Source organism: Escherichia sp. SCLE84, assembly GCF_012584495.1.
GTDB lineage: Bacteria > Pseudomonadota > Gammaproteobacteria > Enterobacterales > Enterobacteriaceae > ECMA0423.
The window spans coordinates 13526-28164 of the sequence record NZ_CP051432.1; the positions used below are offsets into that span (position 1 = coordinate 13526).

The following is a 14639-nucleotide window of genomic DNA, read 5'->3' on the forward strand; positions in this document are numbered from 1 at the left end:
GCTGAGGGTAAAAGAACTTTCCGCTAAGCGATAGACTGTATGTAAACACAGTATTGCAAGGACGCGGAACATGCCTCATGTGGCGGCCAGGACGGCCAGCCGGGATCGGGATACTGGTCGTTACCAGAGCCACCGACCCGAGCAAACCCTTCTCTATCAGATCGTTGACGAGTATTACCCGGCATTCGCTGCGCTTATGGCAGAGCAGGGAAAGGAATTGCCGGGCTATGTGCAACGGGAATTTGAAGAATTTCTCCAATGCGGGCGGCTGGAGCATGGCTTTCTACGGGTTCGCTGCGAGTCTTGCCACGCCGAGCACCTGGTCGCTTTCAGCTGTAAGCGTCGCGGTTTCTGCCCGAGCTGTGGGGCGCGGCGGATGGCCGAAAGTGCCGCCTTGCTGGTTGATGAAGTACTGCCTGAACAACCCATGCGTCAGTGGGTGTTGAGCTTCCCGTTTCAGCTGCGTTTCCTGTTTGCCAGCCGGCCCGAGATCATGGGGTGGGTGCTGGGCATCGTTTACCGCGTCATTGCCACGCACCTGGTCAAGAAAGCGGGCCATACCCACCAAGTGGCCAAGACGGGCGCGGTCACCCTGATCCAGCGTTTTGGATCGGCGCTCAATCTGAATGTTCACTTCCACATGCTGTTTCTCGACGGTGTGTATGTCGAGCAATCCCACGGCTCAGCGCGTTTCCGCTGGGTCAAGGCGCCGACCAGCCCAGAGCTCACCCAGCTGACGCACACCATCGCCCACCGGGTGGGTCGCTATCTGGAACGGCAAGGCCTGCTGGAACGGGATGTCGAAAACAGCTATCTGGCCTCGGATGCGGTGGATGACGACCCGATGACACCCCTGCTGGGGCACTCGATCACTTACCGTATCGCTGTCGGTTCACAGGCGGGGCGAAAGGTGTTCACTTTGCAAACTCTGCCGACCAGTGGTGATCCGTTCGGTGACGGGATTGGCAAGGTAGCCGGGTCCAGCCTGCACGCCGGCGTGGCGGCCAGGGCCGATGAACGCAAGAAGCTCGAACGGCTGTGCCGGTACATCAGCCGCCCGGCGGTATCCGAGAAGCGGCTGTCGTTAACACGAGGCGGCAACGTGCGCTACCAGCTCAAGACGCCGTACCGGGACGGCACCACGCACGTCATTTTCGAACCATTGGATTTCATTGCAAGGCTGGCCGCCCTGGTACCGAAGCCCAGAGTCAACCTAACCCGCTTCCACGGGGTGTTCGCACCCAACAGTCGGCACCGGGCGTTGGTCACGCCGGCAAAACGGGGCAGGGGCAACAAGGTCAGGGTGGCTGATGAACCGGCAACACCAGCACAACGGCGAGCGTCGATGACATGGGCGCAACGGCTCAAGCGTGTTTTCAATATCGACATCGAGACCTGCAGCGGCTGCGGCGGCGCCATGAAAGTCATCGCCTGCATTGAAGACCCTATAGTGATCAAGCAGATCCTTGATCACCTGAAGCACAAAGCCGAAACCAGCGGGACCAGGGCGTTACCCGAAAGCCGGGCGCCACCGGCTGAGCTGCTCCTGGGTCTGTTTGACTGACGAGCCTGAAGGCCAACGATACCAATCAAAATGCTGCGTTCACAGCGCCGCGGCAGGGATCCGCCGTGCTGGTTGTCGGAAAAGGAGCCGCTAGTGGGAAAGAGGAGGGTAAATTTTCAGCGTTGCTGGCTCCCCGTCAGCCGGATTGGGTTGCATCGCAGGGGTGTCGAAAGAGTCAACTGCGGTCCAAAGCTGTTGGACTTGGGTGAAAAGGGCGTTTATTCTTCCTATACGTGCCGCGTTCCAGGCGGCGACTATGAGGGCTATGTCGATGCCCATGTGCGCCGGCTGGAGGCGCTACGCCGGGCCGGTATCGTCGAGCGGATCGACGCCGACCAATGGCGCATCCCCGATGATCTGGTCAGCCGTGCCGCCGCCCATGACGCCGGCCGAGACAGTCAGGCCAGCGTTCGCGTCCTTTCCCCGGTCGATCTGAACAAACAGATCGGATCGGACGGCGCGACCTGGCTGGACCGGCGGCTGATCCACGGCGAGACGGCCGACCTTGCGCCAACCGGCTTCGGGCAACAAGTCCGCGAAGCCATGGACCAGCGCCGCGAGCACCATATCGAACAGGGCGACGCCACCCGCAGCCGGGACAGCCGCGTCTTCTACCGGCGCAACCTTCTCGCCATCCTGCGGGAGCGCGAGGTAGCCGGCGTCGGATCGGATATGGCTTTGAGTAAGGGCCTGCCGTTCCGCGCCGCCACGGACGGCGAGAGCGTCAGCGGCAAGTTTACCGGAACCGTGCATCTATCGAGCGGCAAGTTCGCCGTGGTCGAGAAATCCCATGAGTTCACCCTTGTCCCGTGGCGGCCGATCATCGACCGCCAACTCGGCCGCGAGGTTATGGGCATCGTGCAGGGCGGGTCGGTGTCGTGGCAGTTAGGGCGGCAGAGGGGGCTGGAACGCTGAGTGCGCCCATGCCGCATTGCGAAGCAAAAGATAATCGGATAAAATGTAGCAATTCATATTCGTAAGCGTGGAGTAATCAGATGGGAAATTCCAAGTCAGCAGACAAGTAAGCCGCAACAACCAGTATTGTTGTTGCGGCGCTCTGTAAGGCTAGTCTCATCTGATTGCTGACGAGCAGACGTCGCCCGGTATTCCTTAATCGAGGGTTGATTCGTCATGACCACCACACGCCCCGCGTGGGCCTATACGCTGCCGGCAGCACTGCTGCTGATGGCTCCTTTCGACATCCTCGCTTCACTGGCGATGGATATTTATCTCCCTGTCGTTCCAGCGATGCCCGGCATCCTGAACACGACGCCCGCTATGATCCAACTCACGTTGAGCCTCTATATGGTGATGCTCGGCGTGGGCCAGGTGATTTTTGGTCCGCTCTCAGACAGAATCGGGCGACGGCCAATTCTACTTGCGGGCGCAACGGCTTTCGTCATTGCGTCTCTGGGAGCAGCTTGGTCTTCAACTGCACCGGCCTTTGTCGCTTTCCGTCTACTTCAAGCAGTGGGCGCGTCGGCCATGCTGGTGGCGACGTTCGCGACGGTTCGCGACGTTTATGCCAACCGTCCTGAGGGTGTCGTCATCTACGGCCTTTTCAGTTCGATGCTGGCGTTCGTGCCTGCGCTCGGCCCTATCGCCGGAGCATTGATCGGCGAGTTCTTGGGATGGCAGGCGATATTCATTACTTTGGCTATACTGGCGATGCTCGCACTCCTAAATGCGGGTTTCAGGTGGCACGAAACCCGCCCTCTGGATCAAGTCAAGACGCGCCGATCTGTCTTGCCGATCTTCGCGAGTCCGGCTTTTTGGGTTTACACTGTCGGCTTTAGCGCCGGTATGGGCACCTACTTCGTCTTCTTCTCGACGGCTACCCGTGTGCTCATAGGCCAAGCGGAATATTCCGAGATCGGATTCAGCTTTGCCTTCGCCACTGTCGCGCTTGTAATGATCGTGACAACCCGTTTCGCGAAGTCCTTTGTCGCCAGATGGGGCATCGCAGGATGCGTGGCGCGTGGGATGGCGTTGCTTGTTTGCGGAGCGGTCCTGTTGGGGATCGGCGAACTTTACGGCTCGCCGTCATTCCTCACCTTCATCCTACCGATGTGGGTTGTCGCGGTCGGTATTGTCTTCACGGTGTCCGTTACCGCGAACGGCGCTTTGGCAGAGTTCGACGACATCGCGGGATCAGCGGTCGCGTTCTACTTCTGCGTTCAAAGCCTGATAGTCAGCATTGTCGGGACATTGGCGGTGGCACTTTTAAACGGTGACACAGCGTGGCCCGTGATCTGTTACGCCACGGCGATGGCGGTACTGGTTTCGTTGGGGCTGGTGCTCCTTCGGCTCCGTGGGGCTGCCACCGAGAAGTCGCCAGTCGTCTAACCGACGACTGGTAGCAGGCCCGCTCCGATGCGGCGCACTAACCATCGAAACCTCGTGAATGTCGGTATCCTGTCTGGCAGGATACCGCTCATTTCCCTTGTTCAGTTCATCGCCGTCGCCGAGCATCTGAATTTTCGGCATGCGGCCAAGGCACTTGGTATCAGCCAGTCGAGCGTCAGCGCGCGTGTGAAAGCGCTGGAGGATAACCTTGGTGTCCTGCTATTTGAGCGCCATGCGCGGGGCGTTCGGCTAACAGACGCAGGCAGGCACTTCATGGAGCGTGTCACGGCGGGTGTCGATCAACTCGATCACGCAGTGAAGACCGCGGAGTGACGGGCACTGGCTGGCAATGTCTAGCAACGGCAGGCATTTCGGCTGAGGGTAAAAGAACTTTCCGCTAAGCGATAGACTGTATGTAAACACAGTATTGCAAGGACGCGGAACATGCCTCATGTGGCGGCCAGGACGGCCAGCCGGGATCGGGATACTGGTCGTTACCAGAGCCACCGACCCGAGCAAACCCTTCTCTATCAGATCGTTGACGAGTATTACCCGGCATTCGCTGCGCTTATGGCAGAGCAGGGAAAGGAATTGCCGGGCTATGTGCAACGGGAATTTGAAGAATTTCTCCAAAGCCCGCGACGCAGCGCCGGCAGGCAGAGCAAGTAGAGGGCAGCGCCTGCAATCCATGCCCACCCGTTCCACGTTGTTATAGGGGTCAGTTTGGAGATCGGAAATTTTTGTACGTTAAGCGCATTATTTAACCAATCTTGGTTCGTAAGGGGTTGATTTTGCGTCAGTGGCTATCGCTTTTAAGTTGTCGCTCTTGCAGTATCGCATTTAGGTTATCCGATTAAGGTCAAACCTCTGAAAATGCCGTATAGCGCGGGAGTACACCCTATTGCCATAGGTAAGTCTGTTCAAAAAACAGGCTTACCGTACAATAATTCTCTATATCCAAACTGACCCCTATTAGCCCCCTACTCCTCTACTTACTGGATTTCTGCCCGGTTTTACGTTTTAGCGCATTACTGATTGTGCCACGGCTGCACCCTAGCACTTTCTGTACCTGTGTCCAGGAGCTACCGCTTTCTATCAACCTGATAATTGCATCATGTCTGGCTTGATTAGGTTTACGCCCTTTATATTTGCCGTCTTTCTTTGCTTTCTCTATCCCTTGTTTCTGGCGTTCCCGACGTTGTTCATAGTCCCTTCTGGCAACTGCGGCCAGCATATCCAGCAGCATATCGTTAATGGCTGCAAACAACCGGCTGTCAAACTCACTCATACCAGAATTAATCCATGTCGTCGGCACATTCACCGCCATAACCCGGATGTCTTTCTGCCGGATCATTTTCTTCAACGTATTCCAGTCTTCCCCTGACAGGCGGGAAAGTCTGTCCACATCCTCGATAAGCAAAATGTCATTTTGTTGGCAATCTCTCAGAAGACGAAAAAGTTCCGGGCGCTCAAGACGGGTGCCGGATTCATTCTCAATATAGTAGCTGCAAATGATCAGGCCTCTTTCCCTGGCAAAAGCCTCGATAGTTTCCAGGGCACGCGAAGCATCCTGTTCTGCTGTTGAAGCTCTCAGATAAGCGCGGACAAAGCTTGTTGGTACATTTGAAGTCATATTACAGAACCGGTTCACATAAGGTTACACCACTATACCCAAAATGCACCAGAAAGTAGATCGACAGGAAAGGCACACTCTAAAAGAACCGAAAAAACAAATAATGAGTAAATGTGACATCGTCACCCATACTCATAAACTCACATGCTCATATACACAACAAACTCAAATGAGTATATGCTCTTTAACTCATAAACTCATATTAACCTTTACTCATGCAAAGAGTATGGTAAACTCAAAAACTCACAAGAGTAATTGAGTAGATACACAATTGAGGGTTTGAGTATGAAAGTAATCTCATTTCTGAATCCGAAAGGGGGTTCAGGTAAAACAACTGCCGTAATCAACATAGCCACTGCGTTGAGCAGAAGCGGATACAACATTGCTGTGGTAGATACAGATCCACAAATGAGCCTGACGAACTGGAGCAAAGCGGGCAAGGCAGCATTTGACGTATTTACAGCTGCATCTGAAAAAGACGTCTATGGAATCCGAAAAGATCTGGCGGACTATGACTTTGCTATTGTGGACGGGGCAGGTTCGCTCTCAGTAATCACCTCCGCAGCCGTCATGGTAAGCGATCTGGTAATTATCCCTGTTACACCCAGCCCCCTGGATTTCTCCGCAGCAGGAAGCGTCGTTACTGTTCTGGAAGCACAGGCTTACAGCCGCAAAGTTGAAGCCCGCTTTCTGATCACCCGTAAGATAGAAATGGCAACCATGCTCAATGTGCTGAAAGAAAGTATCAAAGACACTGGTGTTAAATCTTTCCGTACGGCCATTACACAACGTCAGGTTTACGTGAAATCAATTCTGGATGGTGACAGCGTGTTTGAATCCAGTGATGGCGCAGCAAAAGGTGAAATAGAAATCCTTACAAAAGAGATAGTTAGTACATTTGAGTAATTACTCATTCACTCATATAATCAAATAAGTATAACAACCGGAGTAACCTTAATGTCACTTGAAAAAGCGCATACGGCAGTAAAAAAAATGACCTTTGGTGAAAACAGAGATCTGGAACGAGTAGTAACAGCACCAGTATCATCTGGAAAAATCAAACGTGTTAACGTCAATTTTGACGAAGAAAAACACACCCGGTTTAAGGCTGCATGTGCCAAAAAAGGTACATCGATCACAGATGTGGTGAACCAGCTTGTAGATAAATGGCTCAAAGAGAACGAATAATATCTGAGGAATATCATGGATAAAAACGTCGTTGATGCGCTGAAAACGCTATTAGAAGCGTTACCGGAAGAGGTGGTAACAGAAGTCACATCAAAACTAAATCCTTCGGCAAGCCATATTCCTGAAGAAAACAGTAAGCAATTGACAGCAAAAGCAAGACTACTGAATTTCCGGCTAACCGAAGCCTATGAAGAAATCCTGGAAGTCGAAGCTATCAGAACAGGCCAGAGCAAAACTACCGTTCTAAAGGCAGCACTGGCGATGTACAACAGCCAGGAGGCTTTGTTGAATAAATCGAACTTTTGCTGAGTTGAAGGATCAGATCACGCATCTTCCCGACAACGCAGACCGTTCCGTGGCAAAGCAAAAGTTCAAAATCACCAACTGGCCCACCTACAATAAAGCCCTCATCAACCGTGGCTCCATAACTTTCTGGCTGGATGATGAAGCTATTCAGGCCTGGTATGAGTCAGCAACACCTTCTTCACGAGGCAGACCTCAGCGCTATTCTGACCTTGCAATCACCACCGTTCTGGTCATTAAACGCGTATTCAGGCTGACCCTGCGCGCTGCGCAGGGCTTTATTGATTCCATTTTTTCTCTGATGAACGTTCCGCTACGCTGCCCGGATTACAGCTGTGTCAGCAGGCGGGCAAAGTCGGTTAATGTCAGTTTCAAAACGCCCACCCGGGGTGAAATCGCACATCTGGTGATTGATTCCACCGGGCTGAAGGTCTTCGGTGAAGGCGAGTGGAAAGTCAAAAAGCATGGCCAGGAACGCCGCCGTATCTGGCGTAAGCTGCATCTCGCCGTTGACAGTAAAACACATGAAATCATCTGTGCAGACCTGTCGCTGAACAACGTTACGGACTCAGAGGCCTTCCCCGGGTTAATCCGGCAAACCCACCGGAAAATCAGGTCAGCCGCCGCCGATGGCGCTTACGATACCCGGCTCTGTCACGATGAACTGCGGCGTAAGAAAATCAGCGCGCTTATCCCTCCCCGAAAAGGTGCGGGTTACTGGTCCGGTGAATATGCAGACCGTAACCGTGCAGTGGCTAATCAGCGAATGACCGGGAGTGATGCGCGGTGGAAATGGACAACAGATTACAACCGTCGCTCGATAGCGGAAACGGCGATGTACCGGGTAAAACAGCTGTTCGGGGGTTCACTGACGCTGCGTGACTACGATGGTCAGGTTGCGGAGGCTATGGCCCTGGTACGAGCGCTGAACAAAATGACGAAAGCAGGTATGCCTGAAAGCGTGCGTATTGCCTGAAAACACAACCCGCTACGGGGGAGACTTACCCGAAATCTGATTTATTCAACAAAGCCGAATCATACTAATAAATTTTCCAGCTTATCGCTGGTAAGCAATTCTGCCAGCGAATCACATTTCATAAAATCAATATCCATTTCGTCCAGAACATCACAGTAGCTGACATCATCAAGACTAATGACAATCACAGGAACACCCTCTTTGAGATCAAACACTAAGACAGGTAATGAAATGGAGTTTATCTTTTCAAAATCACTAAAAAACTGTTCAGTTCCATATTCACTGGCAGGAAAAAGAATCTCACTTAATCTCACACAATAAAAAACATGATAGTGTTCTTTAAGGTTATCCTTTAAAATATTAACAGCCTTAGTATATTTTTCGTTAATAAACTCTTTGACCAAATATTTCATAAAATTCTCCAACAAGAACCGACTGTAGGTCACCGGGCAAACGTTGCGGAATGGCGTCAGAGACGTCATTTTGCGGCGTTTGCCCTATCCTGCATCGCAGTGAAAAGGCAGGGACTGGCATAACTGCTGAGTAGCATCATTGCTGGCTTATCTCGCTACTGTTCTCGGTGCTTTCGTCCGCAGGTTCGGGAACAAGTAACTTGTGCCAAGGCATAGTTTTGTTGAGCAGCTCCATCAGAGGCTCAGCCAGCAGTCCCAAAATCCAGGTTGCCGTAATCACCGGTATAGTCAGATTTTGTGGCGTCCATAACTGGTGATCGAGATGATACCAAGTGATGACACACAAAATACCACCCAGCCAGAATACAGCCCATTTAAACGCACCAAGAATGGCTAACACAAAAACAAAGATAAAATGTAAAACACTCGCGACAAGAAGACGAAGATAAAACCATCCCCAGCCAAGCCACTTAACAAAAGTGCTCCCTGTTTTCACTGCAAAACGTTTCTTACGCTCCCTGGCAATTTCTTTCCTGAATTTAGCACGTTCTTCCCCCTGAGGGAATTGATAGATTTTAGCCATGAGCTACCTCATTTCGATCTCAAAACGAAGTTTATGCAATTATCCTCTGAAACCGTATGGTATTCTGATATCTAAGCCCTCACTTTCTTTATCTATTTTATAAGAAAACCTTAGCTTTGATGCTCTTCTTGCGACTCTCTCAACGATTTTAACTTCGAGATGATTAATCTCTGTATATTGATTTATTTTTTCAATATTTTTTTGCAGAAAAACCTTATTAAAATCCTTAAAATTCTGATAAAGGTAAACTTTTTCGCCATTATCTATTCTGAATAATTCAAGTTCATCCTTTAATACATCTACTTCAATGTCGAAAAATGTCTTTTTACCACTGCTGTATTGTTTCCTGATAAACTGATAAAGCATATTTGAATTTTGATCAGCGAGTCTTACAGACGATATCAAAACCTGAGTAGTGTAAGAATCCTTTAACATCGTGATATATGGCTCAATGACATGTGAAAAAGCAATATCAATATATCCTTCACTTTCAACATAATCACAAAACGCAGTCAGGTTCATAAGCCTGACTGCATCAGAAGGTAATTTACCTCTCTTCTTCGTATGTCCAGAGCTTTGATTGCCCTGAGGTGTGAGAAGTTGATTTCGAGGAATGCGAATAACACTGGCCTGAAGTTCTTCTGCCCCCTCTTTCAACTGCCGGTAAGCACCTGTTACATCAATATCAGCGATAAATGCATATTCCCGAGCCGTAATACGAAAGGTTGCCCCCTCAGATAACTCTTCACGTGAATCAATCTGCGCCATAGCCATAAACAAAATTCTTCTGGCAGACAAAGGCAACGATGAGAATGTGCTGTTAATTTCATTTCTGTGGCGAATTTTTGTTTTCTTTGTAACGCTCAGTAAGTTCATACATTACCTGTGGTTTTTAAGTTCTGATGGTGAAATCATAACCACAAAGGCGGAAATATGTAAAGTGGTTTATCCACCTTATGTATTTCCACCAAAACACGGATCACATGAAAGAATTTTTATCATTTATATTCAATATGATAGAAATGCGCAGGTATCCACCTTTTAACGTCATACGTTAAATTAGAGCACTATAAAGAACTAAAGAAATGAAGATACAAAGATACGAATATCTGAATAAAAACAGAAAAATGCGTACCCATCCACCTTTCAGTGCGTACCCATCCACCTTTCAGTGCGTACCCATCCACCTTTCAGTGCGCAGCCATCCACCTTTCATGAAAATTACAGTGCGTACCTATCCACCTTTCAGTGCGTACCCATCCACCTTTCATTTTGAGGCGACAAAAAACAACACCTATCTTAATGAAATTATTGATAAAAAAGCTGGCACAATGTTTGCAAAATAAGTTAAAGTAAGTTAAAGATCTTAAAGTAGATCTACCGATCTACATTTAAGATCTTAAAAACAAGAAGTTTAATAAGCAAAAAAACACAAAAAATCTGTGGATAACTCTGCTCAAAACAAAAAATTCACAGCGCCTGTGGATAACTTTGCGTAAACCCGGAGGACAGATCACTCTGAACCAAGACAACCACACATAAAAACAATATGCTCATTTTTTAACCACTGTGCGTAAGTGCCTAATGTAATCCCTGTGCTATTCCGCTTCCTCGCTCACTAACTCGCTACGCTCGGTCGTTCGGCTGCGGCGAGCGGTGTCTCCTTTCTCAAAACCAGAAGAGTTCAGCTCATACGATCCGTTGATTGATCCTTTTTGGATCTTTCACTGAGAAGCCCTGAATCGCTTTCTGCCGCTTCGTTCGATACAACCATGGTGAAACCATGCGAAATCGAAAAAATCGCTCAGAATGCGATACAGCGCGTTTTAGAGGGTATTTACAAAACAGTCGTTGCCTTGAGGAAATTTTGATCAAGATTGAACTCCTATCCGGATCATGGCAACAGATCACAGCAACAAGGCCGCTAAAAAGCGTTGAGCGGCGTTAAAAACCGTTAAACCGTAGCTGACTACAACGAAACGGGAAAAAACGCTCAGAACGCGTTACAGAGCGTTTTAAGGCGATGTCGGAAAGAGCCATATCTCACCTGTTCTGATGTTTTTCTCAACATAAGCACTTTTAAGAGTGCTTTTAAAGATGCTATTATGCCAATGAGACAAGCGGAGGGCTTATGAGCTATCAAATTCTGACAACCACAGCGGCCAGTATTACTGACCTGAAAAAAAATCCTATGGGAACCGTAGCTGAAGGTGAAGGGGACGCTGTTGCGATCCTGAACCGAAACGAACCGGCGTTCTATTGCGTTCCACCAAAACTTTACGCCTACTATCGGGAACTCGCTGAAGATGCTGAGTTAAACGCTGTTGCTGATGAGCGCATGAAAAACCCGGAAATTGTGAAGGTTAACCTGGATGACCTATGAACTGGCTTTTGACCGTAGAGCACTGAAGGAATGGCAGAAACTCGGCCACACCATCCGTGAACAATTCAAAAAGAAACTGGCAGAACGGCTGGAAAATCCACGCGTACCCGCAGCCCGGTTACATGGTCATGCTGATCGCTATAAAATCAAACTTCGTGCATCTGGCTACAGACTTGTATACCAAGTCATTGATGAGAAAGTCGTTTTACTCGTTATTGCCGTTGGAAGAAGGGAAAGCAGCGAAGTCTATCAGATCGCAGATTTGCGCTAAGATTAATCATCAAATGATTGACTGTTTACAGTCAGAGCGAGAGCATTAAAAATTTGCAATACCTGCAAATGCAGGTATAATAAAACACAAGAAAGGGAAACAGGTTCTCTTTCATCCAGAGCCCAAAGTGGGCGGGAGGTTAAAAATGCAAAACTACGCTAAATCTGTAGCCACAGAGATTTTACGTCAACTTGGTGGTAATCGTTTTATTGTTATGACTGGTGCTAAAAGTTTTTCTTACTTTGATGAAAACGGTGAGTGTGGGTTAACTTTCCGTTTGCCGTCAAATTTTGCAATGAAAGGCATCAACTTAGTAAAAATTAAACTGGATTTTACTGATACGTACCAGGTGAAATTTTCTCGTGTACGTGGTGCTGAAGTTAAAGATATTTCAAGATTCGATAATATCTATTGTGATCAGTTAGCGCGTTTATTTACACAGGAAACAGGGTTACATACCGTGTTATAGATAAAAAGGGGCATTAAGCCCCTTTTTTAGTTATGAGGAATAATATGGATAAAGATAAGATAATTAAGAAAAACAGAGGTAATTACTCCTATGTAATCAGAACGATGGATGAAGATGGGGATACGGTTTTTCACGTCTTAAAATATGTTAAGACGATTGATAAAACTAAAAGCAGGAAAACAGTAAGAAAATTGATAATGGACGAAAAACTCAACCTGGCATCATTGATGCTTCTGGATAATGGGGTTTTGTGTGATTGTCTGACAAAAGGGGATGAAAATGCAGAATAAACCTACACCTGAAGAAGTAAAGAATGCGCGGGTTGCGGCAGGTCTTACTCTTAAAGAAGCTGCTGATATTTTTGGTTATCAACTGAATTCCTGGCAGATGAAAGAAAGTGCAGGTAAGGCCAGTCGTTCTTTATCTATTGGTGAATATCAGTATTTATTGTTATTAGCAAATATGCATCCGTCTTACAGGCTGGTAAAAAAATAACTTGCCATACCTGCAAATGCAGGTATAATAAAACACAGGAAAGGGAAACAGGTTCTCTTTCATCCAGAGCCCAAGCTGGGCGGGAGCTAAAAATGAAAGTATTAACTTTTAAAAATGATACTGTCTCTGTTGGTGATATCTTTGTATCATCATGGGGCTATGAGCAAACCAATGTAACCTTCTACCAGGTTCTTTCTGTTCACGGTAAAAAAACCGTCACCGTTCGCGAGATTCGCGCCAATTCAGAATATACCGATTCAATGGTCGGCTTTAAAACTCCCGTTTTAAATGATTTTACTGGTGAATGTTTTAAGCGTCAGATAAAAGATTTTGGTGATGAGCTGGCAATCAAAATCGAAGATTTTGAAACTGCGTATAAAACTCTACCGGAAGAAAAACATCGATTTTCTTCTTACTACTAATTAATCAGGGGGGATATTCCCCCTTTTAGTAAAGGTCTGAAAATGGAAAGAGAGTTTAGCGCAAAAGCATCATTAAACCGAAAAATTTTGGTTTGAGCAATGTGGATTATCTAAAGAAAGAGTTATTCATTGTATTGATAACTGGTATGACCTTGCATACCCACCATCAGAACAGGAGAAAGCAAAAAAAGAAGCAATTGAGAAGTTAATAAAGTAAAGATAAAGATGGTATCAGGTTGTGGGGCAACCTGATACCGTGACACCTGATTCTATTGCGAGGAATAAAATGTCGGAACGCATATTATCAGCAATAAATGACGTTGAAAAGGGTGGGCGTCCGGTTTTCCCTTTGATGCCATTCCATGTCTTTCCTGAGTATATGGCATTACTCAGAAAAGCACTGGAAAAAAAGACACAAAAGAGAACAGATAAATAAACCGGAGGCTTTATGACAAAACATGATTTTGTGTCCTTTGTCAGTGGAGAATTGCGGCAAGGCGCTGTACGCTTTTCTCTTGCTTTTAACAGCAAAGGAGAAATTGTTCTGCACTGGACTAATAAAGCAGGAATACGAGTCTGGCGGATATTAAGTGGTAATCGTGGCAAAAAACCAAGCAAAGCTAACCTTGAAAGAATGAGTAACTTCCGGCGCTGGCTTTTTGATGCCCGTCAGGGCATGGAAGGCTACACTCAGCAACCTGAACAGAGCAACCTTAGCTGAATAGCCGAAGCCCTCCCGTATTTCGGGAGGTGCTTTCTGATATATTGCGCGGGACTGCGCTTGCGCTTCCTGCCAGACCGTTCGCGGAGCGAACCTGACGGCACTGTCCTTACCGCATTGATCGGGTTTCCGGTCGCAGACGTACGTATGTTCAGCCATGACAACATCAGCCTTTTTGCATTTTTGTTGATGCTCAAGCACAATTTATGAGCGGCGCCAGATTCACTGCGATGCAGGATAGGGCAAACGCCGCAAAATGACGTCATTCGACGTTATTTTTCAGCGTTTGCCCGGTGACCTACAGTCGGTTCTTGTTGGGAGTTATGATGAAAAAAATTCAGTTTAGAGTTGAAGATGAAGACCATGATTATTTGTTAGTATGCCTTAAAAGCATTTACCCTGATGAACCAAATTTGACAGTTGCAAAAGGTATGAAGTTATTAGCAAGTGCTTTATTAAAGAGTAAGGATAAAAAAATTGAAGAAAGCATTATCGATGATAATGATGATTTTATCAAAACAACGCTGTATTTAACAGATACGCAAAGAAGTAAGATAGAAAAAGCTTCTATTCGTCACGGTTGGACTATCTCCAGAGAATGTCGATTCAGAATACAAACCACACTTGATAATAATCTTGATTTTTATGATCAGGAGTTATTGATGTTGAATAGATGTCGAAACGTAGTTGATAAAATTGGTAGAAATTTCCACTACATTATTGTAAATAATCAATCGATGTTGCTTGAAAAAGATGATTTTTATCAGGACGCTCAGAAGCTTACTTTTGAAATGAGAAGCTTGAAGGAACAGTTTGAAAACTACATTGCTCTTTGTAAAGGTCGAACAGTTTCTAATAAGGTTGAGGTTTAG

Annotated in this window: 21 protein-coding genes and 1 pseudogene; 18 read left to right on the top strand and 4 right to left on the bottom strand. The window is 47.5% G+C overall.

Annotation, left to right across the window (positions count from 1 at the left end):
- The first annotated feature begins 70 nt into the window (after positions 1–70).
- The 5 genes and pseudogenes from HGD79_RS25555 to HGD79_RS25575 form a co-directional block, all read left to right on the top strand.
- Entirely contained in the window at positions 71–1564 is a 1494-nt protein-coding gene (locus HGD79_RS25555) for an IS91-like element ISVsa3 family transposase (RefSeq protein ID WP_001120888.1), read from the top strand.
- 30 nt (positions 1565–1594) lie between these two features.
- The gene (locus HGD79_RS26770) at positions 1595–2479 is read left to right on the top strand and encodes a DUF3363 domain-containing protein (RefSeq protein WP_001447541.1); all 885 of its coding nucleotides are present in this window, start codon (positions 1595–1597) and stop codon (positions 2477–2479) included.
- A gap of 216 nt (positions 2480–2695) precedes the next feature.
- Entirely contained in the window at positions 2696–3910 is a 1215-nt protein-coding gene (gene floR / locus HGD79_RS25565; protein ID WP_000214121.1) for a chloramphenicol/florfenicol efflux MFS transporter FloR, read from the top strand.
- Between the two features lie 27 nt (positions 3911–3937).
- Positions 3938–4243 (top strand): LysR family transcriptional regulator, encoded by a 306-nt coding sequence (locus HGD79_RS25570; RefSeq protein ID WP_001255015.1) that lies wholly within the window; start codon positions 3938–3940, stop codon positions 4241–4243.
- 111 nt (positions 4244–4354) lie between these two features.
- Positions 4355–4543 (top strand): annotated as a pseudogene (locus HGD79_RS25575) (IS91 family transposase); the annotation flags it as partial.
- A 355-nt stretch (positions 4544–4898) separates the two neighbouring features.
- Here the strand turns inward: HGD79_RS25575 and HGD79_RS25585 are convergent.
- On the bottom strand, positions 4899–5543 hold the full coding sequence (locus HGD79_RS25585) for a recombinase family protein (RefSeq protein ID WP_000203396.1): 645 nt from the start codon (positions 5541–5543) through the stop codon (positions 4899–4901).
- Between the two features lie 285 nt (positions 5544–5828).
- On the opposite strand from HGD79_RS25585, the gene HGD79_RS25590 reads away from it, so the two are divergent.
- Genes HGD79_RS25590 through HGD79_RS25605 form a run of 4 tightly spaced genes read left to right on the top strand, consistent with a single transcriptional unit; the run spans position 5829 to position 8010 of the window.
- Positions 5829–6449 (top strand): ParA family protein, encoded by a 621-nt coding sequence (locus HGD79_RS25590; RefSeq protein ID WP_000864791.1) that lies wholly within the window; start codon positions 5829–5831, stop codon positions 6447–6449.
- Between the two features lie 51 nt (positions 6450–6500).
- Entirely contained in the window at positions 6501–6731 is a 231-nt protein-coding gene (locus tag HGD79_RS25595; protein ID WP_000051064.1) for a plasmid partition protein ParG, read from the top strand.
- A gap of 15 nt (positions 6732–6746) precedes the next feature.
- Complete coding sequence (locus HGD79_RS25600; RefSeq protein ID WP_015060510.1) at positions 6747–7040, top strand: hypothetical protein; 294 nt, start codon at positions 6747–6749, stop codon at positions 7038–7040.
- A gap of 1 nt (position 7041) precedes the next feature.
- Positions 7042–8010, top strand: a complete 969-nt coding sequence (locus tag HGD79_RS25605) for an IS5-like element IS903B family transposase (RefSeq protein WP_077783213.1) — start codon at positions 7042–7044, stop codon at positions 8008–8010.
- A gap of 59 nt (positions 8011–8069) precedes the next feature.
- Here the strand turns inward: HGD79_RS25605 and ddp1 (HGD79_RS25610) are convergent, their stop codons facing one another.
- The 3 genes from ddp1 (HGD79_RS25610) to HGD79_RS25620 all read right to left on the bottom strand — a co-directional run bounded on the left by ddp1 (HGD79_RS25610) (position 8070) and on the right by HGD79_RS25620 (position 9882).
- Positions 8070–8423 (bottom strand): DNA distortion polypeptide 3, encoded by a 354-nt coding sequence (gene ddp1, locus HGD79_RS25610; RefSeq protein WP_000876434.1) that lies wholly within the window; start codon positions 8421–8423, stop codon positions 8070–8072.
- Positions 8424–8559: 136 nt separating this feature from the next.
- Positions 8560–9006 carry a hypothetical protein gene (locus HGD79_RS25615; RefSeq protein ID WP_001074386.1) on the bottom strand — a complete coding sequence of 149 codons (447 nt, stop codon included), beginning with the start codon at positions 9004–9006 and terminating at the stop codon, positions 8560–8562.
- Positions 9007–9045: 39 nt separating this feature from the next.
- Positions 9046–9882 carry a RepB family plasmid replication initiator protein gene (locus HGD79_RS25620; RefSeq protein ID WP_001050931.1) on the bottom strand — a complete coding sequence of 279 codons (837 nt, stop codon included), beginning with the start codon at positions 9880–9882 and terminating at the stop codon, positions 9046–9048.
- A gap of 1255 nt (positions 9883–11137) precedes the next feature.
- Between HGD79_RS25620 and HGD79_RS25625 the strand changes: the two genes are divergently transcribed.
- From HGD79_RS25625 to ddp1 (HGD79_RS25665), 9 genes are all read left to right on the top strand, one after another.
- On the top strand, positions 11138–11389 hold the full coding sequence (locus HGD79_RS25625) for a plasmid stabilization protein (RefSeq protein WP_000121743.1): 252 nt from the start codon (positions 11138–11140) through the stop codon (positions 11387–11389).
- Positions 11379–11660, top strand: a complete 282-nt coding sequence (locus tag HGD79_RS25630) for a type II toxin-antitoxin system RelE/ParE family toxin (protein ID WP_000220560.1) — start codon at positions 11379–11381, stop codon at positions 11658–11660. Before HGD79_RS25625 ends, HGD79_RS25630 begins: the two co-directional genes overlap by 11 nt.
- A gap of 145 nt (positions 11661–11805) precedes the next feature.
- On the top strand, positions 11806–12129 hold the full coding sequence (locus tag HGD79_RS25635; RefSeq protein ID WP_001181903.1) for a hypothetical protein: 324 nt from the start codon (positions 11806–11808) through the stop codon (positions 12127–12129).
- A 44-nt stretch (positions 12130–12173) separates the two neighbouring features.
- Positions 12174–12419, top strand: a complete 246-nt coding sequence (locus HGD79_RS25640) for a hypothetical protein (RefSeq protein ID WP_000356546.1) — start codon at positions 12174–12176, stop codon at positions 12417–12419.
- Entirely contained in the window at positions 12409–12624 is a 216-nt protein-coding gene (locus tag HGD79_RS25645; RefSeq protein ID WP_001180116.1) for a hypothetical protein, read from the top strand. The genes HGD79_RS25640 and HGD79_RS25645 overlap by 11 nt, the downstream gene beginning before the upstream one ends.
- Before the next feature lie 92 nt (positions 12625–12716).
- Positions 12717–13046, top strand: coding sequence for a hypothetical protein (locus tag HGD79_RS25650; protein ID WP_000866648.1), 330 nt, complete (start codon positions 12717–12719; stop codon positions 13044–13046).
- Between the two features lie 286 nt (positions 13047–13332).
- Complete coding sequence (locus HGD79_RS25655; RefSeq protein ID WP_000003880.1) at positions 13333–13482, top strand: hypothetical protein; 150 nt, start codon at positions 13333–13335, stop codon at positions 13480–13482.
- Between the two features lie 12 nt (positions 13483–13494).
- On the top strand, positions 13495–13767 hold the full coding sequence (locus tag HGD79_RS25660; protein ID WP_000160399.1) for a hypothetical protein: 273 nt from the start codon (positions 13495–13497) through the stop codon (positions 13765–13767).
- A 326-nt stretch (positions 13768–14093) separates the two neighbouring features.
- Entirely contained in the window at positions 14094–14639 is a 546-nt protein-coding gene (ddp1, locus tag HGD79_RS25665; protein WP_025755763.1) for a DNA distortion polypeptide 1, read from the top strand.

Excerpts from the sequence above, each read along its gene's own strand:
- HGD79_RS25660 (WP_000160399.1), top strand. The coding sequence starts at position 13,495 with ATGACAAAACATGATTTTGTGTCCTTTGTCAGTGGAGAATTGCGGCAA.
- HGD79_RS25620 (WP_001050931.1), bottom strand. The coding sequence starts at position 9,882 with ATGAACTTACTGAGCGTTACAAAGAAAACAAAAATTCGCCACAGAAAT.
- ddp1 (WP_000876434.1), bottom strand. The coding sequence starts at position 8,423 with ATGAAATATTTGGTCAAAGAGTTTATTAACGAAAAATATACTAAGGCT.
- floR (WP_000214121.1), top strand. The coding sequence starts at position 2,696 with ATGACCACCACACGCCCCGCGTGGGCCTATACGCTGCCGGCAGCACTG.
- HGD79_RS25655 (WP_000003880.1), top strand. The coding sequence starts at position 13,333 with ATGTCGGAACGCATATTATCAGCAATAAATGACGTTGAAAAGGGTGGG.
- HGD79_RS25630 (WP_000220560.1), top strand. The coding sequence starts at position 11,379 with ATGACCTATGAACTGGCTTTTGACCGTAGAGCACTGAAGGAATGGCAG.
- HGD79_RS25640 (WP_000356546.1), top strand. The coding sequence starts at position 12,174 with ATGGATAAAGATAAGATAATTAAGAAAAACAGAGGTAATTACTCCTAT.
- HGD79_RS26770 (WP_001447541.1), top strand. The coding sequence starts at position 1,595 with ATGCTGCGTTCACAGCGCCGCGGCAGGGATCCGCCGTGCTGGTTGTCG.
- HGD79_RS25595 (WP_000051064.1), top strand. The coding sequence starts at position 6,501 with ATGTCACTTGAAAAAGCGCATACGGCAGTAAAAAAAATGACCTTTGGT.
- HGD79_RS25570 (WP_001255015.1), top strand. The coding sequence starts at position 3,938 with ATGCGGCGCACTAACCATCGAAACCTCGTGAATGTCGGTATCCTGTCT.
- HGD79_RS25555 (WP_001120888.1), top strand. The coding sequence starts at position 71 with ATGCCTCATGTGGCGGCCAGGACGGCCAGCCGGGATCGGGATACTGGT.
- HGD79_RS25650 (WP_000866648.1), top strand. The coding sequence starts at position 12,717 with ATGAAAGTATTAACTTTTAAAAATGATACTGTCTCTGTTGGTGATATC.
- HGD79_RS25635 (WP_001181903.1), top strand. The coding sequence starts at position 11,806 with ATGCAAAACTACGCTAAATCTGTAGCCACAGAGATTTTACGTCAACTT.
- HGD79_RS25600 (WP_015060510.1), top strand. The coding sequence starts at position 6,747 with ATGGATAAAAACGTCGTTGATGCGCTGAAAACGCTATTAGAAGCGTTA.
- HGD79_RS25590 (WP_000864791.1), top strand. The coding sequence starts at position 5,829 with ATGAAAGTAATCTCATTTCTGAATCCGAAAGGGGGTTCAGGTAAAACA.
- ddp1 (WP_025755763.1), top strand. The coding sequence starts at position 14,094 with ATGAAAAAAATTCAGTTTAGAGTTGAAGATGAAGACCATGATTATTTG.
- HGD79_RS25625 (WP_000121743.1), top strand. The coding sequence starts at position 11,138 with ATGAGCTATCAAATTCTGACAACCACAGCGGCCAGTATTACTGACCTG.
- HGD79_RS25645 (WP_001180116.1), top strand. The coding sequence starts at position 12,409 with ATGCAGAATAAACCTACACCTGAAGAAGTAAAGAATGCGCGGGTTGCG.
- HGD79_RS25615 (WP_001074386.1), bottom strand. The coding sequence starts at position 9,006 with ATGGCTAAAATCTATCAATTCCCTCAGGGGGAAGAACGTGCTAAATTC.
- HGD79_RS25585 (WP_000203396.1), bottom strand. The coding sequence starts at position 5,543 with ATGACTTCAAATGTACCAACAAGCTTTGTCCGCGCTTATCTGAGAGCT.